Annotated in this window: 19 protein-coding genes and 1 pseudogene; 8 read left to right on the top strand and 12 right to left on the bottom strand. The window is 59.1% G+C overall.

Translation table 11 applies throughout. The features are described from left to right. Positions 1-80: 80 nt before the first annotated feature. Entirely contained in the window at positions 81-1,526 is a 1,446-nt protein-coding gene (locus tag CK910_RS16715) for a bifunctional 2-methylcitrate dehydratase/aconitate hydratase (RefSeq protein ID WP_098984049.1), read from the top strand. Between the two features lie 84 nt (positions 1,527-1,610). Here the strand turns inward: CK910_RS16715 and CK910_RS16710 are convergent, their stop codons facing one another. Continuing rightward, complete coding sequence (locus CK910_RS16710) at positions 1,611-2,354, bottom strand: FFLEELY motif protein (RefSeq protein ID WP_098984048.1); 744 nt, start codon at positions 2,352-2,354, stop codon at positions 1,611-1,613. Between the two features lie 259 nt (positions 2,355-2,613). On the opposite strand from CK910_RS16710, the gene CK910_RS16705 reads away from it, so the two are divergent. Further along, positions 2,614-2,946 (top strand): polyhydroxyalkanoic acid system family protein, encoded by a 333-nt coding sequence (locus CK910_RS16705; RefSeq protein WP_043555719.1) that lies wholly within the window; start codon positions 2,614-2,616, stop codon positions 2,944-2,946. Between the two features lie 301 nt (positions 2,947-3,247). Then, positions 3,248-4,675 (top strand): wax ester/triacylglycerol synthase family O-acyltransferase, encoded by a 1,428-nt coding sequence (locus CK910_RS16700; protein ID WP_098984046.1) that lies wholly within the window; start codon positions 3,248-3,250, stop codon positions 4,673-4,675. An 80-nt stretch (positions 4,676-4,755) separates the two neighbouring features. Here CK910_RS16700 and CK910_RS16695 read toward each other — a convergent pair whose 3' ends face one another. The 4 genes from CK910_RS16695 to CK910_RS16680 form a co-directional block, all read right to left on the bottom strand. Then, positions 4,756-5,556, bottom strand: a complete 801-nt coding sequence (locus tag CK910_RS16695; RefSeq protein ID WP_098984045.1) for a hypothetical protein — start codon at positions 5,554-5,556, stop codon at positions 4,756-4,758. 42 nt (positions 5,557-5,598) lie between these two features. Next, positions 5,599-6,249: a TetR/AcrR family transcriptional regulator gene (locus CK910_RS16690; RefSeq protein WP_098984044.1), complete on the bottom strand. Its 651-nt coding sequence runs from the start codon at positions 6,247-6,249 to the stop codon at positions 5,599-5,601. Between the two features lies 1 nt (position 6,250). Then, positions 6,251-7,435 carry a patatin-like phospholipase family protein gene (locus CK910_RS16685; RefSeq protein WP_098984043.1) on the bottom strand — a complete coding sequence of 395 codons (1,185 nt, stop codon included), beginning with the start codon at positions 7,433-7,435 and terminating at the stop codon, positions 6,251-6,253. A 93-nt stretch (positions 7,436-7,528) separates the two neighbouring features. Next, entirely contained in the window at positions 7,529-8,110 is a 582-nt protein-coding gene (locus CK910_RS16680) for a phasin family protein (protein ID WP_098984042.1), read from the bottom strand. A gap of 247 nt (positions 8,111-8,357) precedes the next feature. Between CK910_RS16680 and CK910_RS16675 the strand changes: the two genes are divergently transcribed. Further along, positions 8,358-10,328: an SDR family oxidoreductase gene (locus CK910_RS16675; RefSeq protein WP_098984041.1), complete on the top strand. Its 1,971-nt coding sequence runs from the start codon at positions 8,358-8,360 to the stop codon at positions 10,326-10,328. Between the two features lie 36 nt (positions 10,329-10,364). Here the strand turns inward: CK910_RS16675 and CK910_RS16670 are convergent, their stop codons facing one another. Continuing rightward, positions 10,365-11,261 carry an esterase/lipase family protein gene (locus CK910_RS16670; protein ID WP_098984040.1) on the bottom strand — a complete coding sequence of 299 codons (897 nt, stop codon included), beginning with the start codon at positions 11,259-11,261 and terminating at the stop codon, positions 10,365-10,367. A 172-nt stretch (positions 11,262-11,433) separates the two neighbouring features. Here CK910_RS16670 and CK910_RS16665 point away from each other — a divergent pair, with 172 nt between their 5' ends. The 4 genes from CK910_RS16665 (at position 11,434) to fabA (ending at position 16,176) form a co-directional block, all read left to right on the top strand. Further along, positions 11,434-11,754, top strand: coding sequence for a YebG family protein (locus tag CK910_RS16665; protein WP_043135339.1), 321 nt, complete (start codon positions 11,434-11,436; stop codon positions 11,752-11,754). A 299-nt stretch (positions 11,755-12,053) separates the two neighbouring features. After that, positions 12,054-13,331 carry a tyrosine-type recombinase/integrase gene (locus CK910_RS16660; protein ID WP_098984039.1) on the top strand — a complete coding sequence of 426 codons (1,278 nt, stop codon included), beginning with the start codon at positions 12,054-12,056 and terminating at the stop codon, positions 13,329-13,331. Positions 13,332-13,557: 226 nt separating this feature from the next. Beyond that, entirely contained in the window at positions 13,558-15,534 is a 1,977-nt protein-coding gene (locus CK910_RS16655) for a Lon protease family protein (RefSeq protein WP_098984038.1), read from the top strand. Positions 15,535-15,615: 81 nt separating this feature from the next. Then, complete coding sequence (fabA, locus tag CK910_RS16650) at positions 15,616-16,176, top strand: 3-hydroxyacyl-[acyl-carrier-protein] dehydratase FabA (RefSeq protein WP_042037785.1); 561 nt, start codon at positions 15,616-15,618, stop codon at positions 16,174-16,176. An 84-nt stretch (positions 16,177-16,260) separates the two neighbouring features. Here fabA and rmf read toward each other — a convergent pair whose 3' ends face one another. The 6 genes and pseudogenes from rmf to CK910_RS16620 form a co-directional block, all read right to left on the bottom strand. Continuing rightward, positions 16,261-16,440, bottom strand: a complete 180-nt coding sequence (gene rmf / locus CK910_RS16645) for a ribosome modulation factor (RefSeq protein ID WP_005315693.1) — start codon at positions 16,438-16,440, stop codon at positions 16,261-16,263. A 159-nt stretch (positions 16,441-16,599) separates the two neighbouring features. Then, positions 16,600-18,237: a DUF3466 family protein gene (locus CK910_RS16640; RefSeq protein WP_098984037.1), complete on the bottom strand. Its 1,638-nt coding sequence runs from the start codon at positions 18,235-18,237 to the stop codon at positions 16,600-16,602. An 8-nt stretch (positions 18,238-18,245) separates the two neighbouring features. Beyond that, positions 18,246-20,157 (bottom strand): annotated as a pseudogene (uup, locus tag CK910_RS16635) (ATP-binding cassette ATPase Uup). Positions 20,158-20,223: 66 nt separating this feature from the next. Then, positions 20,224-20,460: a glutaredoxin family protein gene (locus CK910_RS16630; RefSeq protein ID WP_098984036.1), complete on the bottom strand. Its 237-nt coding sequence runs from the start codon at positions 20,458-20,460 to the stop codon at positions 20,224-20,226. Beyond that, a complete protein-coding gene (gene rlmKL / locus CK910_RS16625; RefSeq protein WP_172955346.1) occupies positions 20,460-22,655 on the bottom strand; it encodes a bifunctional 23S rRNA (guanine(2069)-N(7))-methyltransferase RlmK/23S rRNA (guanine(2445)-N(2))-methyltransferase RlmL in 2,196 nt (731 codons plus the stop codon). Before rlmKL ends, CK910_RS16630 begins: the two co-directional genes overlap by 1 nt. Before the next feature lie 756 nt (positions 22,656-23,411). Next, positions 23,412-23,915 carry a hypothetical protein gene (locus CK910_RS16620; RefSeq protein WP_043555772.1) on the bottom strand — a complete coding sequence of 168 codons (504 nt, stop codon included), beginning with the start codon at positions 23,913-23,915 and terminating at the stop codon, positions 23,412-23,414. Between the last annotated feature and the right edge of the window lie 258 nt (positions 23,916-24,173).

The raw sequence follows: 24,173 nt of genomic DNA, 5'->3' as shown, positions 1-24,173 counted from the left end.
CCTGTGTGGTCATGTGTCGGCGATGGCGGCCCAGCCGCTCGTCACCTCCTTCTATTCACAACAACGATAAGGAAATCACGATGTCCGCCAACGTCGACGTCAACCACAGACCCGAACCCGATCAGGTGCTGGTCGATATTGCCGATTATGTCTGCAGCCACCCCATCACCAGCCAGGTCGCTCTCGATACCGCCCGCTACTGCCTGATGGATACCCTGGGCTGTGGCCTGCTGGCCCTGCGCTTTCCCGAGTGCACTAAGCACCTGGGCCCCATAGTCGCGGGCACCACTGTTCCCCATGGCGCCCGGGTGCCCGGCACCCAGCTCTGCCTCGATCCGGTCAAGGCGGCCTGGGACATAGGCGCCATCATCCGCTGGCTCGATTACAACGACACCTGGCTTGCCGCCGAATGGGGCCATCCTTCCGACAACCTGGGGGGCATTCTGGCCACAGCCGACTGGCTGTCGCGCACTCGCGTGGCCGAGGGCAAGGCGCCGCTCACCATGGCCGATGTGCTGACAGCCATGGTCAAGGCTCATGAAATTCAGGGAGTGCTCGCGCTCGAAAACTCCTTCAACCGGGTCGGTCTCGATCACGTGGTGCTGGTGAAGGTCGCCAGCACCGCAGTGGTGACCCATATGCTGGGCGGAAGTCGGGATCAGGTGATCGATGCGGTCTCCCAGGCCTGGGTCGATGGCCAGAGCCTGCGTACCTATCGCCATGCGCCGAACGCCGGGTCGCGCAAGAGCTGGGCGGCCGGGGATGCCACTTCCCGCGCCGTGCGCTTGGCGCTCATCACCATGAGCGGCGAGATGGGCTATCCCGGCGTATTGAGCGCACCCAAGTGGGGCTTCTACGACGTGCTGTTCAAGGGCAACCAGTTCGCCCTGCATCAGGGCTACGGCAGTTATGTGATGGAGAACGTGCTGTTCAAGATCTCTTACCCCGCCGAGTTCCACGCCCAGACCGCCGTCGAGTGCGCCATGAAGCTGCATGGGGAGGTGAAAGGGCGGCTCGACGAGATCGACCGCATCGAGCTCACTACCCACGAATCGGCCATTCGCATCATCAGCAAGGTAGGCGCCCTCAACAACCCGGCGGACCGGGATCACTGCCTGCAGTACATGGTGGCCGTGCCGCTCATCTTCGGGCGCCTGATTGCCGAGGATTACGAGGATGGCATAGCGGCCGATCCCCGCATCGATGCGCTGCGCGCCAAGATGGTGGTGCAGGAAGAGAAGCGCTACAGCCGCGAATACCTGGAAGCAGACAAGCGGTCGATTGCCAATGCCATCCAGGTCTTCTTCAAGGATGGCAGCCACAGCGCCAAGGTGGAGGTGGAATACCCGGTCGGTCACCGCCGTCGCAGGGAGGAGGGGATACCGCTGCTGGTGGAAAAATTCCAGCACAACCTGGCCACCCGTTTCCCGGCCAAGCGGGTACACGAGATCCTCGCCCTCTGCCAGGATGGCAAGCAATTGGCCGCCACGCCGGTCCACGCCTTTATGGACTTGCTGGTGATTTGACCGCTCTCCTATCGGCGCACAGCGAGAAACGAGAAGCGGGCCATTCGGCCCGCTTTTTCATGTCTGCCTGCTTGGCTCCCAAGGTCAATCCAGCATTGTGCTGTCACCTGCCAGCAGCGCTTCCATGATGGCCGTCTCGCGGCTGGCGATGGTTTCCAGAAACTCGTTGGCCCGCCCCATCTGATGACAGACCCGATAGCCGCGCTCGACAAACGAGAAGAGCTCGCCGAGCCCCGCCAGATGGGCCGGTCCCGAGATAAGCTTGAGAGTGGTGCCGAGGAAAGGCTTGCGGGCCAGTCTGTCCAGGGTGAGCCCCAGCTCGGTGACCAGGGTTATCTGGTGAGCCCGCCGTTCGGGTTCGCCCACCTCCCGATAGGCGAGGGCATACGCCTCTGCCGTCAGCCGATGGATGGCCCCACTGCGGCGCAGCGCCACCACCATCAGGTAGTCGAGCTCCTCGGAGAGGGCATCGAGCTCGATCGCCTGGGCCAGCACCTTGAGGCCGGACTCCGGCAGCAATCGCTCGGCGGTGGGCATGACCCGCATCACGTCCGCATCGCGGCGGGCGCAATCGCCCGGGCCGTAGAGGTCGGTCAGGAAGAACTGTGCGGCCGGCCCGTAGCGTTTGCTCTGCAGCAGATCGCCGTGGGTACGGCCCAACCGATCCGCCTGCCACTGGCGCAAGCTGTCCCTGTCTTGTTGATCCTCCGGGTGGGTACGCATCTGTTCGCGCAGGGAGGCAACCCGGTTGAGCTGGCGATAGAGCCGCCCCAGGGTACTCTCGTCGTCAGCTTCTGGGTCATCGGCTATGTGTGTTTCTTGGGTCATATGCTGCTCTCTGGTGACCTGCACCGAATGGCCTGACGGCTAGATAAAACGAGGACATGAACCCTGAAAGGGAAGCGGAACTGCCACTCGGGTACGCCTTTGCCTGTCAGTGTAACGCGAGCGGGAACGAGGAGAAATGCATGGAGCATTTACTCAACCGGCTTTGTTAAGTGAGTCCCAATTATGTTGCAAATGGCTTTCACTTGTTTGATTCATATGTTTAATATCAATAAATATTGTCACCGTTCAGAGAGTTAGCATGTTTCTATACGATCCCCTTGTCGGCAGCAGCCTGTCGACCATCAAGGTCAACCGCCAGCATCCCCTGGGATTGGCGGGGGCACGGCTCGCCGCCGAAGCCATTGCGCAGGACATGAGCGAAGAGTACGAACTCGACTGTGAGTGGGAAGATGAGGAAGAGACCCGGCTGATGTTTCGTGGCGCCGGGGTTAATGGCTTTCTCTGCCTGACCGACAACAGCCTGCAGCTGGAGGTGCGTCTCGGCCTGATGCTGCTGCCGGTACGCAGCGTGCTGGAGCAGGAGATCCTCGAATATGTCGATCATCGTCTGCCTTGTCCCAGTCAGGGATAACCCGAGCGGGCATTCAACATTCACCCAATACAGTCGCCGAAATAGCAGGGAATTCGTATTCCTGTATATTAACTGAACGAAACGTATCCTCCGGATAACCATATTTCGGAAGGATGCGAGCGGGCGGATTATGTGTTCTGCGATGAAATGTTCACGGCGCTACGTGTTGTTCTGCTCCGGCAGAAAGAATTAATCGAAGCGTATTGGCACTAACATATACGACACCTGTTTGTTCGCCATCGAGTATTTGGTTTTCATGAGAAGGGCGCGGACAAATAAGCGAAACGGTAGGGAAAATACCATGTCACCCTGTGAACTTATCTCCTGTGTCGATACCGCCTGGCTGCGGATGGACAGGCCCAACAATCTGATGCAGATCGTCGGCGTACTGATGTTTGACGGTCAGCTGGATGAAACCCAACTGCGAGAGAGCCTGCTGCACACAGTACGGGTACAACCGCGCTTTGGGCAGAAAGCCTGTCTGGAGGGGGGCGAATATTACTGGCGCACCGATCCTGACTTTGATCTCGACCTGCACCTCAAGCGGGTGATCCTGCCGGGCAAGGCCGGCAAGGAGGAGCTGGAGCGGCTGGTGGCCGATTTTGCCTCCACCCCGCTCAACCACCAGCGCCCCCTGTGGGAGATGCACCTGGTGGATACCTCTCTCGGCGGGCAGGCGCTGGTGATGCGTTTCCATCACGCAATGGGAGACGGATTTTCACTGGTGCGGGCCATGCTGACCATGATGGACGAGAGCCCGATCTCGGCCCCCAGACCGCAACCCGAGCCAGTGGCCAACGACGACAGCGACGAGGAGCACGATCATCAGGGCAGCCGCCTGTTGCGGGCCGGGCTCAAGCTGACCGGCACCCTCTGGTCCAAGTATGTCGAGGTGCTGACCCATCCCACCAAGGCGATGGATTACCTCAAAACCAGCCGGGACGTGACCGCCGAGCTCTACACCATAGCCACCCTCTCCGACGATGCCAAAACCCGGCTGAAAGGGGAGACAGGCAGCACCAAGCGGGTAGCCTGGTCTGAGCAGATCCCGCTACCGGACGTGAAGGCGGTGGGACGGGTGCTCGGCTGTTCGGTCAACGATCTGCTGATCGCCGCCACCGCAGGGGCGTTTCGCCACTATCTGCTGGCGCAGGGGGACGAGGTCGATGGCGTCGAGATCCGCGCGCTGGTACCGGTCAACATGCGCGCGCCCGACGACAAGGGGGCGCTAGGCAACCGTTTCGGGCTGGTGGCCCTGGATCTGCCCATCGACATAGCACACCCGCTGCAGCGGCTCCATGCGGTGCGGGATCGGATGCAGGCGCTCAAATCCTCCCTGCAACCGGCCGTGGTGCTGAATTTGCTGGAAGTGATGGGCATGGCCCCCAGGGCGGTGCAGCAACAGGCCATCGACATACTGTCGGCCAAGGCCAGCGCCGTCATCACCAATGTGCCCGGCCCCCAGCAGACCCTCTATCTGGCCGGTGCCCGCCTGCGCCAGCCGCTATTCTGGGTGCCTCAGGCCGGTGACATCGGGGTCGGCGTCTCCATCCTCTCCTATGACAACAAGGTGCAGCTCGGCCTCATCACCGACAAGAAGCGGGTGCCGGACCCTGATCTCATTGCCCTGCGCTTCGCCGTGGAGTTCGAACAGCTGCTGTTGCTGGTGCTGATGGAGCCGGACTTGCTCTACGATCCCGAGATGCTGGATCAGCTGCTGCACGGCTGAACCTCTCAGGCATGCCACCTGACATGAAACAAAGAGGCCAACCTGGGGGTTGGCCTCTCTCATTGCGCAGCGCCGCCGGACTATTCGTCCTCCAGCTCCTCACGGGCGGCTTCCACGTCGAGCCGCTCCATGGCATCCAGCGGCTCGCATTCGGCCGCCTCGCCGTAGAGCGCCTCGGCGGCCGCCATCTTGCTCTTGCCATGCATCATCACCATGGCATTGGCGTACTCCATGCGAGCGATGGCGGAGTGGGGAATGATGGCCAGCGCCGCCTTGAAGTGGCGATCAGACTCTTCTTTTTTGGCGCCATAGGTGATGCCACCTATCATGGCCCCCAGCTTGTCGATGATCTCGGCGTGCCAGGCACCGAAGGCAATGTGGGCTTCCGCATGGTCGGGGGCAAGTGCCAGCGCCTTTTCCAGACTGGTCTTGATCTTGTCACCTATGCCGATGGATAACGCCTTGGAGACAGAAATCACCTGGCTGTAACGGCCCAGCGCAAGGGCGTGAAAATACCAGGCGTTGACGTTGTCGGGCTGACGCTTTTGCAGTTTTTCGGCGTTGCTTGCGGCCAGCTCGAATGCTTCCCGCTTGGCATACTTGTCATCCAGCAGGTAGCTGGCGTGGATCACCAGCGCCTTGTTCGCCACGTTGAGGCCATCCTCGCCGGCGCCCAGACCCAGGGCGACGGCCCGGGCGAAATCACCGGCGTGATAGGCCCGCCAGGCTTCCTGTACCTGCTCATCTTCCGGCCAGGGTTCGGCATCCCCCTGGTGCAGGCGATCCCAGTTCTGCTCAAGGCGCTCCCCGGCATAGTCATAGGCCGCCTCTGGCCAGGGGAAGGGGGTGAAGTCGGACAAGTTGGGTTGTGAAGTGGTCATATGATTCTCCCTGTTAAAAACACAATCAAAAACACAGTTCTGTTAACCCGCCGTCGTGGCAGGCTGGTAATGGGTGGCGATGGCATCCAGATGGGCGCGGGCATTGGGCCGCAGACAAGGTGCCACCAGCTGCATCACCTGAAACACCCCCAGGGCTATGTCGGCATCCGCACGCGGGTGCAACGCCCGCTGATAGGAGATCCAGAAAGTGCCCACCAACGCTATGTTGGCCGCCAGAGCGCCGATCTGGGCGTCGCTGCCCAGCAGCAAGCCACTGCCGGACAGGCTGTGGCAAATGGCGGCGGCGGTCTGCTCCTTGCGCCTCAGCAGGGCCGAGAAGCGCAGCTCCACCTTGTGGTTGCCACTCATCAGGGTGCTGATGTCGTAGTAAAAGAAGCGATACTTCCAGATGAGCTCGAACATCAGGTGCAAGAAGAACCAGATGTCTTCCGTCTCGTCCAGCGGGGGGGTGACAGTGTCGAGCAGATGGGCCATCTCCTGTTCGAACTCGCCGAACAGGGCGTTGACTATCTCCTCCTTGTTATGGAAGTGGTAATAGAGGTTGCCCGGACTCATCTCCAGCTCGGCCGCGATGGCGGAGGTGGTGACGGTCGGCTCTCCCAGCAGGTTGAACTGGGCGAGGGCGGTTGCCAGGATGCGATCCCGCGTCCGCCGCTTGGGTTTGCGGTCCATGCTACTCCTTCGGTTGGCGACGACCCTTGCCGCCATAACGGTGGGTCAGCCAGTGCTGCAACTGGGTCAGTGAGGCATCCAGCGCCGCTACCGAGCCGGTGCCCGGGGTCAGCAGGGAGCGCTGTTCATCGGCCAGTGCACCCAGATCAAGCTCCAGACCATGCCTGGCGAGAATGGGGCCAAGCTCGGCCCGTCGCTGCCACAGATCCCGGCGGGTATGCTGGAAGGCGTGCTCGCACAGACGGCGGCGATCCCGGTAACTGAACACATTGGTGAAGAACATCTTGCCATCGGCCGGGGAGGGCTCGAACAGCAGGGCGTCGGCCTGTGGATACTGGTGCTTGTAGCGATCCATGCCCACGTGCATGCGCGAGTGGATGATGGCGCGAAAGGTCTGGGCCAGTACCACCGGCAGGCCGCTATCCACCAGACTGGCGGGGTGTTCACTGGCCAGCCCTGCATCAAACGGCACCAGCGGATTGATGCAGAACACCAGATCGGCCCCCTCCTGCAGCGCCACCGAGGCGTGCAGCGTCTTGATCAGGGCCCCGTCCACGTAGTAGCGACCATTGATCAGCGACGGGGGAAACAGACCGGGCAGGGCGGCAGAGGCCTGCACCGCCGCCGAGATGGGCACCTGATCCAGCCCCGGGCTGCCAAAGGCGACCGCGCGGCCGGTATCGAGCTCGGTGGCGATGACGAACAGACGGTTCTTGAGTTCACGAAAATCGTTGCTGCGGCCCCGGCGAGAGAAGAACTGGGTCAGGATCCTGTCCACCCCGCGACTGTCGAACAAGCCGGTCGGGATCGCCTTGGACAAGCCTTGCAAGGAGCCGAGCAGGCTCTTGTGCAAGGGGGCGGAGAGGTAATCGGCCAGGCACTCCCAGGCCAGTGGCGGCAAGGAGGAGAGCCGCTTCGCGTATTCACCGAAGGCGGGTCGCAGCAGGGTGGAGGGATCGAAAAATTCGCCGCTGTCGTCGCTTAACAGGATCCGCACCAGCTTGTCGGGGGAGATGCCATTGGCCAGCGCCGAGGCGATCACGGCCCCCGAGCTGACCCCCACGTAGATGTCGGCCTGCTCGAAACGCAGCCCCTTGATGCTGTCAGCCAGGGCGGCGCAGGCTCCGATCTCGTAAATCCCTCCCAGAGGTCCACCTCCGGCGAGGGCAATCGCAATCGTGCTCATGACATGGCCTCCCTTCTCAAGCAAAACCGGCCCAGCAAGAGGGCATGGGCCGGTGGGTTATGACGCAAGGCCAATCAGGCGTTGCTTGTCAGATCAGGAGAGTGCTGTCTCGCCTTTCTCCTTGACCTCTTTCACTACGCTCTCGACCTCGGTCGCCAGCGCCTTGACCTCTTCCTTCACCTTGGCGATGGGGGCGGTAGTGGCTTTCTTCACCGGTGCCTTCTTGACAACGGGTTTCTTGGCGGCAGTCGCGGCGGCGGGTTTGTGCTCCGCGGCCGGCGCGTCCTCTTCATCCTGCGCATCGATGAGTTGTTGCACCACCTCGGTCAGCTCGGCCATGCGCTTGGAGAGCTTGTCGATGTCCTTGCGGGTCGGGATGCCGAGGCTGGCGACGGCACGGGCCACGCGATCCTCGAACACTTGCTCCAGACGGCCCCAGGTACCCGTGGTCTTGTCGGTCATGGCAGCGATCTTCTCGTCTGCGCTCTGACGGGTACGGGTCTGCAATGCCTCGCCTTCCTGTACCAGGGCTTCGAAGATCTTGCCCCCTTCCTCTTGCGCCTTGGCGTAGGCGCCCAAGCCCGCCAGCCAGATCTGCTGGGTGGATTCCTTGATGGTCGAGGTGAGCTGGTTGTCGGTCACCGAGCTTGCCAGCGCTTTCAATTTCTTGGCCATGATTGTTTCCTTACTGGTGAGTGGGATATAGGTAATGACAACAACCTTGGTACATTCGTTGTGGCATTACTGAGCTTTCATCCTCAGTCTATGGAGAAAAAATAGAGGGTTCTACCTAATAACGGAACAGGCAGTCGTGGTAATTTTGGTCTGGGTCACGAAGATGACGTTCAAATGAATATTTCCATTTGAAGCGTGATATATCTAACAGCAACTAACAGCCCAATCAGTAAGGGAAATAAATACCATGGACTATTTCATCACGGGGGGCAGCGGTTTTATCGGCCGCCGGCTGATTAAAAAACTGCTGCAGCGCCCAAATAGCCGGGTGCATTTCTTGATGCGCGCAGCCCATCTTGAGCGGGTACCCGATCTGCTGGCCTACTGGGGGGTCGACGCGCAGCGCGCCATTCCGGTTGTCGGGGACATGACCCATCCGCAACTCGGCGTGAGTGTGGCCGAGCAGGAGCCACTCATCGGCCGGATCGATCACTTCCTCCATCTCGCCGCCATCTATGATCTCAACGCCAAGGCGGGCATTCAGCAGCAGGTCAACGCCGAGGGTACCCGCCAGGCACTGCAACTGGCCGAACGACTCGGCGCCCGCTGCTTCCATCACTGCAGCTCCATAGCGGTGGCCGGCCTGTTCGACGGTCTGTTCAGGGAAGACATGTTCGATGAGGCCGAACACCTCGACATGCCCTATTTCCAGACCAAGCACGAGGCCGAGGGCATAGTGCGCCAGGAGAGCACCATCCCCTGGCGCATCTACCGACCCGGGATAGTGGTGGGGGATGCCAATACCGGCGAGATGGACAAGGTGGACGGCCCCTATTACTTCTTCAAGACCATCCAGAAGCTGCGCCGCATGCTGCCGCCCTGGATGCCCGCCATCGGGGTCGAAGGGGGGCGCATCAACCTGGTGCCGGTCAACTTCGTGGTGGATGCCATCGATCACATCGCTCACCTGGAGGGGGAGGACAACAAGGCGTTCCACCTGACCGACTCCCATCCGATGCGGGTTGGCGACATGCTGAGCACCTTCTCCCGCGCAGCCCATGCGCCCGAGCCCGCCATTCGCATCAATGCGGCCCTGTTCAGCTTCATCCCCCGCCATCTGATGACCATGCTGATGGCGCTGACGCCGGTGCGGCGCATTCGCGATGCGGCAATCGCCGATCTCGGCCTGCCCAAGGACATCTTCCGGCTCATCAACTATCCCACCCGCTTCGACAACCGCGAAGCCCAGCGGGTGTTGAAAGGGACCGGCATCGAAGTGCCCCCGCTGCACAGCTATGCCTGGCGGCTGTGGGATTACTGGGAGCGTCACCTCGACCCCGAGCTGTTCATCGATCGCACCCTGCGCGGCCGGGTCGAGGGCAAGGTGGTGCTGATCACAGGCGCCACCTCCGGCATCGGCAAGGCTACCGCAAGAAAGCTGGCCGAGGCGGGCGCAACAGTGCTGACCATTGCCCGGGACGAACACAAGATTGCCGAAACCCAGGCCGAGTTTGCCGAGCAGGGCTTGACCCTGCAGGTCTATCAGGGGGATCTGGCGGATCTGGCGCAGGGGGAGGCGATCACCCGGCAGATAGTGGCCGAGCATGGCGGGGTGGACATCCTCATCAACAATGCCGGCCGTTCCATCCGCCGCGCTATCGAGGACTCTTTCGAGCGCTTTCACGATCTGGAACGCACCATGCAGCTCAACTACTTCGGCACCCTCAAGGTGATCATGGGGGTGCTGCCCACCATGATCGAGAAGAAGAAGGGCCACATCATCAACATCTCCTCCATCGGGGTGCTGACCAATGCGCCGCGCTTCTCCGCCTACGTCGCCTCCAAGTCGGCGCTCGACGCCTGGGTGCGTACCGCGGCGTCCGAGTTTGCCGACAAGGGGGTCAACTTCTCCATCATCAACATGCCACTGGTGAAAACCCCCATGGTGGCGCCGACCAAGGTGTATGAGCAGGTGCCCATGATGACGCCGGAAGAGGCCGCCGACCTGGTGTGCGACACCATCATCAACAAGCATGTGCGACTGGCCACCCGGCTCGGGGTGTTCGGTCAGGTGATCCATGCCCTGGCGCCGCGGGTGGCCCAGGTGATCATGAACACCAGCTTCCGCACCTTCTCGGATCCCAAAGAGGGCGGCGAGTCCAAGGCCTCTGCGGATCAGATGGCGGTATCTACCCTGATCAAGGGCATTCACTTCTGATTTGAGGAAGTATTCGATAAACCGGGGCCTGAGCAATCAGGCCCTTTTCGTTTGTGGCTGGGAGCGGGCAAGCAGGGTCAGCAGCAGGGCCGTGGTACGGCGCGAGTAGATGAGGGAGAGGTGGCCAAGGGCGGCGAGCTCTATGTCTTCCATACCCTCCATCCGCTGACGGGACTGGGGCAACACGAAGTTGTCATGGCTGGTGCGCACCGAAATCCCGGGTACGCACAGCGGCACGGCGGCGAAGCGTTGCAGCCAGCCGGAGCCCGGCTCCATCTCCCGTGCGTTGTCTCCCAGGCCAAGGGCAGCCAGCTGGCTGCCCTGATGAGGGGTCGCCAGGGTGATGAGTTGCGCCACCTTGCCACCACCGGCCAGGGCCAGGTAGTCACGGCACACCAGCCCGCCCATGCTGTGGCCGATCAGCACCAGCTGAGCGGCGCCGGTGGCGGCCAGCACCTCGTCGATGCGCCTGGCCAGCAGGGGGACCATGTCATCGAGATGACCGAAGGGAGGAGTCAGAGTCACGGTGGCAACCACGTGGCCGGCGGCTTCCAGGCGGGCGCGCTGCAGCCGCCAGATCCCGCGACTGCAGCCATAACCGTGTACCAGCAGCAGGGGCAGGGGAGAAGGGGTGAGCCTGTCCGGCGCCATCAGCAGCCGCTCAAACGGCAGCAGCCAGGTGAAGGTGAGCAGGTAGGCGAACATCTCCCGGATCACCATGTGCAGCCAGGCACGCAGACCGATGGCGGGGACAGGGTAGAAACGGGAGAACCCCCAGGTCAGCAATACCACCAGGCAGCGCAGCCCCAGCAGGGCCAGCACCACAAACAGCAGGGAGAGCAGGGGAGAGAGACCAATGACCAGATGAGCGATGCCCCCGAGGAGCGTCACTTCAACCAGCAGCAGTATGAGCAGTTGTCTTGTGATCGTCATGAGCCCATCATCCGACTTGCGTAAAGCGGATGTCAAATGACCCTTTCATCAATGTGATAACGGCCGCGTAATCGGCCCGATCACTATGATAAAAATCCGTTGGGCAGGGTTATTTGCAATACTGTATATCCGTACATATACTTGTGGTCACTATCATGAGGAGGACGCCACTATGGCCGTTGAGATCAAATATGTTGTCGTGCGTGGGGGAGTGGAGAAGATGACCTTTGCCAGCAAGAAAGAGGCGGATGCCTATGACAAGCTGCTGGATACCGCCGATGAGTTGATGACCCTGCTGGCGGGGGCACCTGTCGCCCTCGAGCCCGAACAGCAGGAGAGCCTGGCCTTCTATCTGGCCGAACAGCGTGATGTACTGCAAAACGTGCTGCGCGGTGGCAAGGGGCAGGGGAGCCCCAAAGAGGAGCCCCAAAAGACGGCAGAGAAGAGCGATGCCGACAAGCCCAAGGGGAAATCCCTCAAGAGCGTGGCCTGAGGGACGGGGGAGAGGCGCCGGTTGACATTATCCTCATGGCGCCTCCACCAACCATTCACATATTAAGCATTAAAAATCATTTTTACGGCTATTTGTCCCGAGAATTTTCCAACCAGCGTGCATATCCATTGAATAATACCAGCATGTTGTGCACACAGGTTGCAACGGATGATTCAATCTCACACACGCCCGGATTGTCAGTCACACAGTGATGCCGATAACCCCATTTATCGGCATCAGCTTTTGAGCGGGGTAGCAGGCCTCCATTCCATGAACCAAGCAAGCAAGCAAGCACCATCATGACTTCTATGTTACTTCCGCCCGCCATGCCGCTGTTTGATGGCCTGGCTCACCTGGAGGCGGGCAATCCCCAGGTCAATCAGTATCTGGCCAACCTCAGCCTGAACGACGTGCCCGATGCGGGTCTAGTCTACGAACTGGCGGTCGACTGGCTGCTGGAACAGCGCCACAGCGAGAACAACTACAAGACCTACCGCAGCGAGTTGACGACGTTTCTGCACTGGTGTTTCAGCGAGCTGGCCATCAGCCCGAAAGATCTGACCCGGCGCATCATGATGCGCTACCTCGACTACTGCCAGGCGCCGCCAGAGCCGCTGATTGCCTACCGCAACGTGGCACAGTTCATCCTCGACAAGGAGTGGGGAGAGCGGCTGCCCAATCCCTTGTGGCGACCCTTTCTCGGCAAACGGGAACTGGGCCGCGAGCTGCCATACCGTCTGAGCGAGCAGGCAATGAAGACCAAGCTCGCCATCCTGTCGGCCTTCTTCCAGTTTCTGATCCAGGAAGAGTACATGGACAGAAATCCCGCTCTGCTGCTGCAGCGAGTCAAGCGACCAGTCCAGCAGGAGCCTGATGATCAGGGCCAGGCCTTCAGCGAGTTGCAATGGTCCTACGTGATGCAGGCCGCCGACCGGCTGGCAACCGAATCACAAGATCAGCACGAGCGCAGCCGCTTCCTGATAAGCCTGATGTACGCCTGTTATCTGCGCATCTCCGAGGTGGCAGCCAGACCCGGTTTCACACCCGTCATGGGCCAGTTTCGCCGCGATGGAAAAACCGGCGTCTGGGGGTATTACATTCCACGCAGCAAGGGTGGCAAGCGGCGCACAGTGGCGGTATCCCATGCCTTGCTGGAGGCCCTCGAACGCTATCGCATCTTTCTGGGATTGTCGCCATTGCCGGCACCCAATGAACAGACGCCGCTCTTTGTACGCCACAAGGCTGCCGCACACGGCCGGGAACAAGGCGAACTCAATGCCAATCTCGGGATCCGCCAACTGCGCGAGCTGGTCATGACGGTCATCCAGACCGCAGCGAACCTGGCTGAACAAGACGGTTTTGCCCAGGACGCCGCCGAGATGCGCAACCTGACCCCGCATTCCATTCGCCACACCGGCATTACTCACGACATCAATCTCAACGGGCGGCCGCTATCCCATGTGCAGGCCGATGCGGGCCATGACAGCATAGACACCACCTCAAAGTATCTGCACACCGGCAACAGCGAACGCCATGAAAGTGCCAACCACAAACCGCTGGACCGGTTACACGAATGAACAGGCAATGAGTGAGAGATAACAATCAAGATGACATGCTCAATGGCCAACCCAATAGCGAGAATCTCCGGCCTGATAAACCCGGACCTGGCACCTCGCTCAGCCCAACAAACCACAACCGCGCATAATGTATATTATGTTAAACATGGCATCTTGTTTCCTGTTCCCACTAATTGAACTGTGTATAATGGAAACAATTGATCCTATCTCCGACCGGATGTCTTAAGTGGCTGAATTAACATCAGAACAACTAAAACCCGCTTTTGCGATTGAACAGTTCCCTGCCCTCAGCGAGATCGAACCCATACCCTTCGCCGCCTTGCAACCCAGAGCCATTTCCGGCATCAAGCGTCTCGCCAGTTTTGATGGCGACTGCCCGGTCATGCTGCTCAACGGCTTCCCCGGTGCAGATTATGAAGGTGTGTGTCAGACGCTGATCGCCGCCTCCAATGGCAAGGATGGTGACCTGTTCGATCTCTGTTACACAGAAAACCTGAACAACCCGTTCAAACCTATCTGGTTGCGTCTGCAGCCCGGTAGCGGCGTCGAATTTTGTGAAATGGTTGGCGAGCTGCTCAAGCTGATGAGCCACCACCTGGATGCCGAGCGCCTGGTCACCCGTATCATGCGCAAGCAGAACAACGATCCCAAGATAGATGACTTCCTCTCCGATCTGGCGGCCCATGTAGCCCAGGGACTCGAGTTCCAGCATCCCGTGCTCATCAACCTGCTGATCCATCATGAAGAGCAGGAAGCGCCCGTGATTTATGGCCGGGATCTGAACTGGGATACCCTGTTCGGCTCCATCAATTATCAGACCGAGCAAGGCTCTGTGTATGCCAACCAGCATCTGCTGGAGCCGGGCCTGTTGCGCCAGGCCAACGGTGGCTACCTTATTCTACAACTCGACGAGCTGCTGGATCAGCCCCACCTCTGGTTCAAGCTCAAGAACGCCATCCAGAAAGGCGAGCTGGACTGGAACGCCTATCAGGAAGGCAAGACCCTGACCCCTTTCTTCACCCCCGAAGCGACCCCTATCCGGTTGAAGCTGATCCTGGTTGGCGATCGCCTCGAAGTAGCCGAGTTCCAGATGCTGGACAGGGACATGTCCGAGCGTATCTTCCTGCGAGCGGATCTGGTGTCAGAGGTCAATATTGAGGAAGACTTGCCAGAGTTCCTGCAATACCTCGCCTGGATCCGTGAACGCTGGGCTCTGCTGGACTTCACCCCTGCCGCCATTGCGGCCATCTGCCGTCACGCCAGCCGCCTGTGTGATCATCAGGAGTGGCTCTCTTTGTCCGAGATCCAGCTTGGTGCCATCATGCGCATGGCCGACAGCCTGGCCCGCGAGATGGAAGCCGAAACCGTGACCGATGAGCATATCCGGCTCGCCCTGGAAGAGCAGGACTACCGCCTCAACTACCTGGTGGAACAGTCCGATCAGGGCGTCATCGATGGTCAGATCCTGCTGCAGACCGATGGTGAAGAGATTGGCCAGATCAACGGCCTCTCCGTCATCCAGGTCTCGGGCCACCCCTATGATTTCGGTGAACCGGTGCGCCTCACCGCAACCGTGCATCTGGGCGATGGCGACGTGGCGGATATCGAGCGCAAGGCCGAGCTGGCTGGTCATATCCACGCCAAGGCGATGATGATCATCCACGGTTATCTCTCCAACAAATTTGGTGCAGAGAACCCCTCGCCGCTTTCTGCCAATCTGGTGTTCGAGCAGTCCTACCACGAGATCGATGGTGACAGCGCCTCCCTCACCGGCCTGTGTGCCCTGCTCTCCGCCCTCGCCCGCCAGCCCATCTATCAGCACTTTGCCGTCACCGGCGCCGTCGATCAGTTCGGCAATGTGCAGGCAGTGGGTGGTGTGAACGAGAAGATTGAAGGCTTCTTCCGGGTGTGCAAGATCCACGGCCTCAATGGCAAGCAAGGCATACTGCTGCCTGGCACCAATGCCCAGCAGCTCAACCTCTCCGATGAGGTGATTGCCGCCGTCGCGGCGGGTCAGTTCCACATTCATCCGGTGGATCATGTGGAAGAGGCTATCGAGTTGCTGACCGGCTGCGTGGCGGGTGAACCGGATATGCCGGATACCCTGTTCGGCCGAATTCAGCAGCGCCTGGATGAACTGAATGGCACAGCGTTCAAGGGTGGCTTGCTCCGTCGCCTGCTGGGCCGGTTGTTCAGCGTGTAATAAAAGAAGAGATCGGAGTTGTTTAGCGCACAAGTGTACGCTAAATTGGCCCGGCTTTGACCCATATGAAGGATAAACAGCGTGACCCTAGACAATACCGCCATTGATGCCCGCCTTTCCCTGTGTGAACAAGGCAAAGACTCGTTTACCCGTGAAGAGCTGCTTGCCTGCAGCCGTGGCGAATTATTTGGTGAGGGTAACAGTCAGCTGCCCGCTCCCAACATGTTGATGATGGATCGCATCGTCAAGATCAACGATAACGGTGGCGAGCATGGCAAGGGCGAGATCCTGGCAGAGCTCGACATTACGCCGGACCTCTGGTTCTTCGATTGCCACTTCCCGGGTGATCCCGTGATGCCTGGCTGCCTGGGGCTGGATGCCATGTGGCAACTGGTCGGCTTCTTCCTCGGCTGGAAGGGTGGCCCGGGCAAAGGCCGTGCACTGGGTGTAGGCGAAGTGAAATTCACCGGCCAGATCCTGCCGACCGCCAAGAAAGTGACCTACAAGATCACCTTCAAGCGCGTGATCAACCGCAAGCTGGTGATGGGGATCGCCGATGGCGTGGTGGAAGTGGATGGCCGTCCCATCTATAGCGCCACCGACCTGAAAGTGGGCCTGTTCAAAGATACCACCGCATTCTGATCGACTGATCCCGTGGTAAGACAGAGATAACGTAAAGGGGCCGCGATGGCCCCTTTCCTTTTGTAATGAGTGATGAAGTACCTATTACTTCATGAAGAGGCCTGAGCCCCGCCCTTCCATGGCGTCACGCCAACCACCAAGCCAATGCCCTCGGGCATCCAGGCATTGATACGGACACGCTTCTTTCTGTTTGCCGACCACGCCAGCCTGATAACCACGAGCACGAGCTCTTTCCAGACGGTCCCGTTTCTGTCTCTTCATCATCTACGACCCTCTTCGTGGAACAAAAAAAGCGACCAATTTTTCATCGGTCGCTTTCATCTTTACCCCACAGGGTGGGCAGGGTCAAACAAAAAATTCCATGCTATCCGGTCATTGTGACACAAGACACTGAACCGCATTAATTTTTAGTGACATGCCTTTTTATCGTTGGTAGCGGCGCAGCCAGGTAAACGGCAGGGCCAGCAGAGTCAACCAGAACAGGCTGCCACCACCGCTGCCACCATCCTGACCGGTCTGGTTGTTGACCGGCGCATTGGCGACCACGTAGTTGGCAGGCTCATTGTTTTTGTAATCCTTCACAACCGGCGCCAGCTTCACGCTGACCACAGTGGCATTGCTGCGATTGTTGAGATCGCTCTCGCTGTTGTAGCGGAAAGCCGTCGCCGCCACGGTACCATCCGTGCTGATGCCACTGGCATAAGCGATGTGGTAGTAGTAGCCGTTCTGGGCACACTGCTTGGCACCCGCATCATCCAGCCCGCAGATCAGGTCGTTCAGATACCAGTTGTTGCCGGTCGCCGCGTTGAGCAGGAAACCTTCCTGCATGCGATTGGTACCGTTGACCACAGGCTGAGTCTGATGACGGGAATCGCGCCAGCCAACCACCATGTTGTGGTTGTTGATGGCGGCCGCCTCGGAACCAGAACCGCTCAGCGGCTTGTCCTGCAGGGAAACAACGGCATTGGTGGTCGGGGTGTTGAGATTGAACACGAACATCTCGACCGGGCGGTTCTGGCCCTTGTTGATGCGATAAAGCTGGTTGCCAATCACATAACCGTTGTCATTGACCCCCACAGCCCAGCTGTGTTGCAGCTTGGCGTCATCCTTGCCCGGCTCGCCTTCGGCCAGCGGTATGATTTGGGTGGTGCCCACCTTGCTGTTATCCAGGTCCAGCGTCCAGTATGCCGCCAGGTTGCGACCATCCAGGTAGTTGGTCCCTATCTCGCCGGTGGAGGAGTAACCCACCCCGTAGAGGCTGCCGTTGAATTTGCCAACGCCGAGCGCGGAGGCGGTCTGCACCACCTCGTTGCGGGCGCGGGCATATTCATTGGCCTGGACCAGCTTGTTGAAGGTGCCAGTGCTGTTGAGCAGCCAGAAACTGGCCTGGGTGTTGAGGCCAGGGCAGTAGCGATAGTCACCATACTGGCCATCGTTGCCGGCGAAGCACCAGTTGTAGGTCTCGGAATTGACGGCGATGTTCTTGCCGGTGGCGGCGGTGCCGGTCACCAGATACTGGCCGTTGTCCAGCTTCTTGATGCTGGTTGGCACGCTCAGGCTGTGGGTGCTGGCGCCATCCTTGAGGTTGACGCTGTTGCCTTCCTCGACGACGGCAAATGCGGTGCGCAGCTTGCCATCCATCTTGTAACCGACGCGGGTGCCCGATACGTCGCCCAAAGCGGTGACCAGACCATCGGTTTCGTTGCTGACCACAGACCCTACGTTGCTGCGCTGATCTGTTTTGGCCAGAAAGTCGACACGCCACTGATAAGCAAAGTTGCTCTTGTCGTTCCAGAAGGAGTTGCAGACCGAGTTGGAGAGCATGCAGCCCTGCTCAAAACGGAAACGATCGACCAGGAAGTCGGCAAACTGCACGGTCGAGAAGTGTTCGGCCATGTTGTTTTTGGTGTTGATCCCGATGAGCCCGTTGCCATCGGCACTGATCCCGCTGGCATATCCCTTGTCAGACCCGTCGACAATGGTGAAAAAGGGGCTTTGTGCCGCCTGGGCATGCAGGCTGGCGCTGACCAGAATGGCCAGCATGGATAATTGCTTTTTCATCTACTTCCTTAGTCCTGATGTTTCAACGCTTCCAACTCCTCCCAACGGGAGAAGGCTTGTTCCAATGCAACTTCTGCTGCATTCAGGGCATCCAGTTTGAGCTGGGTTTGATCGCTCGGCAGGGCGAAGAAACCGGGATGGTTTACCTCAGCCTGCAGGGCATCAAGCTCAGTCTCCAGCTGTTCCAGTCGGGCTGGCAGATTATCCAGCTCCAGCTGCAACTTGTAAGAGAGTTTTTTGGTTTTTGTGACCGCCTGGCTCGCCACAGCGACAGGCTCTGGCGTTTTGGCCTGCGCCACTTTCGCCGCCTGTTGCGTGCTTTGCAAGGCACGGGTCGCCATCATGTCGGCATAGCCGCCCACATAATCGCTGATGCGGCCATCCCCTTCAAACAGCCAGCAACCGGTGACCGTATTGTCAATGAAACGACGGTCATGGCTCACCAGCAACAGGGTGCCAGGATAGTCTGCCAGCAGCTCTTCCAGCAGTTCCAGCGTTTCGACATCCAGGTCGTTGGTTGGTTCATCGAGGATCAGTAAATTACTGGGCTTCAAGAACAATTTGGCCAACAGTAAACGGTTTTTTTTCGCCTCCTGACAAGGCTTTCACCGGGGTTCGTGCCCGCTTGGGTTCAAACAGGAAGTCCTGCAGGTAACCCAGAATGTGACGGGAGCGACCGCGCACCATCACTTCCTGCTTGCCCTCCCCCACGTTGTCCATCACAGTCTGCTCGGGATCGAGCTGATCACGATACTGGTCAAAATAGGCCACTTCCAGCTTGGTGCCGCCCTTGACCAGACCACGGCTGGGCTCGAGCTGACCGAGCAACAGCTTGATAAGGGTGGATTTACCGCAACCGTTGGGCCCCACCAGGGCAATCTTGTCGCCGCGCAGCACCTGCAGATCCAGCCCCTGGAACAGGGTCCGATCACCAAAGTCCAGCCCCAGCCCTTCGGTCTCGAATACCAGCTTGCCGGAACGATTCACATCGTCCATCTGCAGCTTGGCCTTGCCCTGCAGCTCGCGACGCTGGGAACGCTCCATCCGCATCGCCTCGAGGGCACGAACGCGCCCTTCGTTGCGGGTGCGGCGCGCCTTGATCCCTTGGCGGACCCACACCTCCTCCTGCGCCAGCTTGCGATCGAATTCGGCGTTTTTCAGCTCCTCGACCCGCAGCCACTCCTCTTTGCCCAGCAGGTATTGATCGTAGTTGCCAGGCCAGGAGGTGATCTCGCCGCGATCCAGATCGATGATCCGGGTCGCCAGCTTGTGGATGAACTCCCGATCGTGAGAGATGAAGACGATGGCGCCACGGAAATCTTTCAGGAACTCTTCCAGCCAGTTGATGGCTTCGATGTCCAGGTGGTTGGTCGGCTCATCCAGCAGCAACAGATCCGGGTCGCAGGCCAGCGCCCGGGCCAGGGCGACTTTGCGCAGCCAGCCACCGGAGAGGCTATCCAGGGTCGCGTCGGGATCGAGGTTCAGCAGGGTCAGTACCTGGCTGATACGGGTCTCGAACTGCCAGCCATTCTGATAATCGAGCTGTTCTTGCAGCTCGCTCATGATGCGAATGTTGGCATCGCTCGGATCGTGGGCCAGCTCCATGGAGATATGGTGATACTGCTTGAGCAGCTCGCCGACGCCGGCCAGCCCCTCGGCCGTGTAGTCAAACACGGTCAGATCGCTGGAGGCGGGCGGATCCTGCTCGAGGCGAGTCACCTTCAGATCCTGCTGTTGCACCATGCGACCGTCATCGAGCGGCAGTTCGCCGGCGATGACCTTCATCAGGGTGGACTTGCCCGCCCCGTTGCGCCCGACCAGACAGAGACGCTCACCGCGCTCTATGCTGAGCTCGGCATTGTCGAGCAGCGGGAAATCACTGAACGACAAGCAAGCGCCGTGCAATGTTAAAAGAGCCATTTTCGTTCCTTATTTCATATGAAAAAACGGGCGACAGACTGGGTCTGCTCCCGTTTCATCGTCAAATCAGCATTCATCCTGACGTGCCACCCAGGCCTTCAACTCAACCAGCGTGAAGGGCCAGCCCAGCTCGCGGTCCGCCTCATCCCGCAGCACAGGAATGCGTACCCGGTAGGCGGCAAGCCACCCGGCATCGTCCATGATGTCGCATTGGCGAGTCTGGCCAGCCAGCCCGGCCTCCTCCACCAGCCCCCATGCCTGTTCGCACAGATGGCAGCCGTCGGTGTGAAACAGGGTCAGCATCACGCCTCCGTTGGCGCCTCGGCGTGGGTGATGATCCAGCAGTTGTGGATATGCTGGTTACGTTCGAAGTCCTTCGGTCGGGTCTGCTGGGTGATGTTGCGAGCCTTGAGACCCGCGGCCTCGAGCCCGGCCAGATCCATCTTGAAGTGACGCTTGTTGTTGGAGAACACCAGGGTGCCGTCGGCCGCCAGCAGTCGCTTCAGGTGCTGCATCAGCAACAGGTGATCGCGCTGCACGTCGAAACTCTCGTCCATCCGCTTGGAGTTGGAGAAGGTGGGCGGATCGATGAAGATGAGGTCGTACTGATCGTCCGCTTCCGACAGCCACTTCAGGCAGTCGGCCTGCACAAACTTGTGCTGACGACCCACCAGCGAGTTGAGTCGCATGTTGTCCTGCGCCCAGTTCAGGTAGGTATGGGACATGTCGACCGTGGTGGTCTCGCTGGCGCCGCCAAGACCCGCGTGCACGGTGGCACTGCCGGTATAGGCGAACAGGTTCAGGAAGCGCTTGCCCCTGGCCATCTGACCCAGCATGCGACGAGTCTGACGGTGGTCGAGGAACAGGCCGGTATCCAGGTAGTCGTAGAGGTTGACCCACAGACGGGCGCCGTACTCCTGCACCTCCATCCGGTGCTGCTCTTCGGAAAGCTTCTGATACTGCTGTTTGCCCTCCTGGCGCTCGCGCACCTTCAGGATCACCTTCTCGCCGTCCATGCCGGTCACCTTGATGGCGGCCTGAACCATGTCGAGCAGACGCTGACGGGTCTTCTGGGCGGGGATGTCCTTGGGCGCGGCATACTCTTGCACCACCAAATAATCCTGATAGCGGTCGATGGCGGCGTTGTATTCCGGCAAGTCGGCATCGTAGAGGCGGTAGCAGTCGATACCCTCTTTGTTGGCCCACTTCTCCAGCGTCTTCAGATTCTTGCGCAGACGGTTGGCAAAGTCCTGTGCCACCTCTTTTTGGGAGGCCACCGAGTCGAGCGCTATCTGGTAGTTGCGCAGCTGGCACTCAAGCGCGCCGTTGAACAGGCGATATTGCTTGTCGGCGCGCAGGCGCAGACAGCTGAGCAGTTCAGGCGAGGCAGAGAGAATGGAGACTCTCCAGCCCTGGAAGCTGCGACGCAGGGCATCACCGAGGGCCTGGTGCACTTCCAAGAGCGCAGGGAACTCGCCAAGACGCTCGCCATAGGGCGGGTTGGAGATAAGCATGCCGACTTGGCGGGTCTCCCCTTGACCTTCTTCCCCTTCAACAGGGGCCGGCATCGGCAACGGGTTTTCCAGCGCGGTGACATCGGCCTGCTTGAAGGTGATGAGGTGGGCCACACCGGCCGCCTTGGCGTTGTCGCGGGCCTTCAGCAGCACACGGGGGTCGGCATCGCAGCCAAACAGCTTCACCTCGCAGCGCTGCATGCCGCGCTTGGCGCGCACCTGGGCTTCCATCATCAGGCTCTGCCACAGCTCGCTATCGTGCTGCAGCCAGCGATCGAAGCCGAAACGTTCGCGGCGCAGGGCCGGCGCCATGTCGGCGGCGATGAAGGCCGCTTCAATCAGCAAGGTACCGGAGCCACACATGGGGTCCATCATGGGCTCACAGGCCCAGCCGCTACGGGCAATCATGGCGCAGGCCAGGTTCTCCTTGAGCGGCGCCTCGCCTGTGCCCTGACGATAGAAACGCTGGTGCAGCGCCGGGCCTGACAAGTCCAGCGTGATATTGGCCTTGCCTTTGCCCAGGTGCGCCATGATGCGAATATCCGGCGATTTCTTGTCCACATCCGGGCGCACGTGACCGCGCTTGGTGAAGCGATCGACGATGGCATCCTTGATCTTCAGCGCGCCGTACTGGGTATTGCGAATGGCGGGGTTGGTACCGGTAAAGTCCACCGCTATGGTGGAAGTACCGGAGAAATGCTCTTCCCAGGGGATGGTGTGGGCGCCGAGATAGAGATCCAGATCGTCGTTCATCTGGAATTCGGACAGCACCAGCACGATGCGGGAGGCAAAACGGCTCCACAGGCAGGCCTTGTAGCCAATGGCCAGTTCGCCTTTGAAATGGACACCAGCGACCGTCTCACGGACCTGCTCTGCGCCCAGGGTGGTCAGCTCGTCGGCCAACAGGTTTTCCAGCCCCTTGGGGCAGGTTGCAAAAAATTCTTTCATCACGCTCACGGGGATGCCATAAAAATAGTGCCGCATTATACCTTAAGAGCCGATCCTGAGCAGCAAAAGCTTGGTGATGACGCCAGAAACAGGGCGTTTCTCTACATGTTGGCCGGCTCACCTCCCCGCCCATTCTGCCATTCCCCTTGATACCAGGATGGGCGAGCCAGGCATTCGATGATGCCTTGCGCCAACTCACCTGATGGGGTGACAGGGTATCACCGCAAACTAGCGACAATCTGAACTGGGTTATATCTCCCTTGTCAGCAGGCTGAACATATTCCACATCCATAGCGAAGAGAATATCGACACATCATGATTGCCATATCTGACAGGCGTCAAACAAGACTCATTGAGTTATTATCCTTCCGACAGAGCATGTCCTTTCGTTACCCCGTGTTTTTGCCCTCCCGTTATCGTCCGAAAACAGGAGGGCTATTTTTTTACTTGCCGCGCCCCGCTATTACATCAACTGTCAGACTGTCATATCTATCAGGTTTCAGGCGCAACCATACGTCTTAAAATAGCCGGGTGGCTGGAACAACAGCTTATTCCTCCTGTAGTGTGTGTTTGCCGCCCTCTCATCCTCTTGATGCGAGGGCATTTTTGTTGGTGGCATATGAGTATTCCCATAATGCCTCTGGCAATCGTCGATATCTGAATCAAAAAACTCGCTCGTCTTTGGGGATGTCACCAGATATTGATCGTTCCTGCTCTGTTCAGGCTCACTTGGTCATAAGCAAAATATAAAAAACCGCATCTCGCGGGTCTGTTACATCCAGAACAAGGGCATCAAATAGCCCAACGCAGGCCGAATGATGTCACGGCTACGTGTTTTCTGCCGGGTACATTATCCATCTTGGGGGCATACCCGATTTCCAAAGCCAGATTTTTATAGCCCAGGCTGACAACGGGCAGTACCGCAAAGCCATTGATACCTGAACCATCAAGATAGCCGGCCTGCAGTCCCAGACCGGCAAAGAAGTTCTCGGTGAGATACCACTCCTTGCGATACATGAAGCCTGCATAGGCCGCAAATTTTTCGTAAGAGTCCTCATAGCCACCGCCACGCAATGAGAGCTTGCCGGTATCGTTATTTCCCAGAAAAACCCAATCCACCCCGAGCCCCGGATTGATATTGTTGAAGTCACAGGTTTTTCCGTGCGGTCCCTTGGCCGCTTGGCAACCACTGTGGATTGATGCTCCGTAGATGAGGACCGACAAATCTTCTGTCGCAGAAACGGTCAAAGGCAGAAATAATAGACTACTGGTCAGTAGATACTTGTTTATTGTCATGAGTCGTTTCCCTGATCATGTTGCTTACACGTATCAACCAGATACACACGTATTACACATCACAATTTCGAGACTACGGCGTTTGCAAACAAGCCTCAAGCGACACATGTCACAATTATCAGGTTAATGGAGGTAAACGAGCAAAAATAGAAACGTGACCAGACAGGAAGTTTCATGTTGAATTCATAATGAAGAAAAATACCCTGAACCAGAATGACATCAGGTTATTTTGCACCCACCGACAGAAGACAGGCGTCA

It is taken from the genome of Aeromonas sp. CA23 (assembly GCF_002587065.1).
Taxonomy (GTDB): Bacteria; Pseudomonadota; Gammaproteobacteria; order Enterobacterales; family Aeromonadaceae; genus Aeromonas; species Aeromonas bestiarum.
The sequence above is the reverse complement of the archived record's forward strand: the minus strand, read 5'-3'. Positions and strand labels throughout refer to the sequence as shown.

What these genes read in the sequence shown, in the direction of transcription:
- CK910_RS16715 (WP_098984049.1), top strand. Translation starts at nt 81, where the DNA reads ATGTCCGCCAACGTCGACGTCAACCACAGACCCGAACCCGATCAGGTG.
- CK910_RS16710 (WP_098984048.1), bottom strand. Translation starts at nt 2,354, where the DNA reads ATGACCCAAGAAACACACATAGCCGATGACCCAGAAGCTGACGACGAG.
- CK910_RS16705 (WP_043555719.1), top strand. Translation starts at nt 2,614, where the DNA reads ATGTTTCTATACGATCCCCTTGTCGGCAGCAGCCTGTCGACCATCAAG.
- CK910_RS16700 (WP_098984046.1), top strand. Translation starts at nt 3,248, where the DNA reads ATGTCACCCTGTGAACTTATCTCCTGTGTCGATACCGCCTGGCTGCGG.
- CK910_RS16695 (WP_098984045.1), bottom strand. Translation starts at nt 5,556, where the DNA reads ATGACCACTTCACAACCCAACTTGTCCGACTTCACCCCCTTCCCCTGG.
- CK910_RS16690 (WP_098984044.1), bottom strand. Translation starts at nt 6,249, where the DNA reads ATGGACCGCAAACCCAAGCGGCGGACGCGGGATCGCATCCTGGCAACC.
- CK910_RS16685 (WP_098984043.1), bottom strand. Translation starts at nt 7,435, where the DNA reads ATGAGCACGATTGCGATTGCCCTCGCCGGAGGTGGACCTCTGGGAGGG.
- CK910_RS16680 (WP_098984042.1), bottom strand. Translation starts at nt 8,110, where the DNA reads ATGGCCAAGAAATTGAAAGCGCTGGCAAGCTCGGTGACCGACAACCAG.
- CK910_RS16675 (WP_098984041.1), top strand. Translation starts at nt 8,358, where the DNA reads ATGGACTATTTCATCACGGGGGGCAGCGGTTTTATCGGCCGCCGGCTG.
- CK910_RS16670 (WP_098984040.1), bottom strand. Translation starts at nt 11,261, where the DNA reads ATGACGATCACAAGACAACTGCTCATACTGCTGCTGGTTGAAGTGACG.
- CK910_RS16665 (WP_043135339.1), top strand. Translation starts at nt 11,434, where the DNA reads ATGGCCGTTGAGATCAAATATGTTGTCGTGCGTGGGGGAGTGGAGAAG.
- CK910_RS16660 (WP_098984039.1), top strand. Translation starts at nt 12,054, where the DNA reads ATGACTTCTATGTTACTTCCGCCCGCCATGCCGCTGTTTGATGGCCTG.
- rmf (WP_005315693.1), bottom strand. Translation starts at nt 16,440, where the DNA reads ATGATGAAGAGACAGAAACGGGACCGTCTGGAAAGAGCTCGTGCTCGT.
- CK910_RS16640 (WP_098984037.1), bottom strand. Translation starts at nt 18,237, where the DNA reads ATGAAAAAGCAATTATCCATGCTGGCCATTCTGGTCAGCGCCAGCCTG.
- CK910_RS16630 (WP_098984036.1), bottom strand. Translation starts at nt 20,460, where the DNA reads ATGCTGACCCTGTTTCACACCGACGGCTGCCATCTGTGCGAACAGGCA.
- rlmKL (WP_172955346.1), bottom strand. Translation starts at nt 22,655, where the DNA reads ATGCGGCACTATTTTTATGGCATCCCCGTGAGCGTGATGAAAGAATTT.
- CK910_RS16620 (WP_043555772.1), bottom strand. Translation starts at nt 23,915, where the DNA reads ATGACAATAAACAAGTATCTACTGACCAGTAGTCTATTATTTCTGCCT.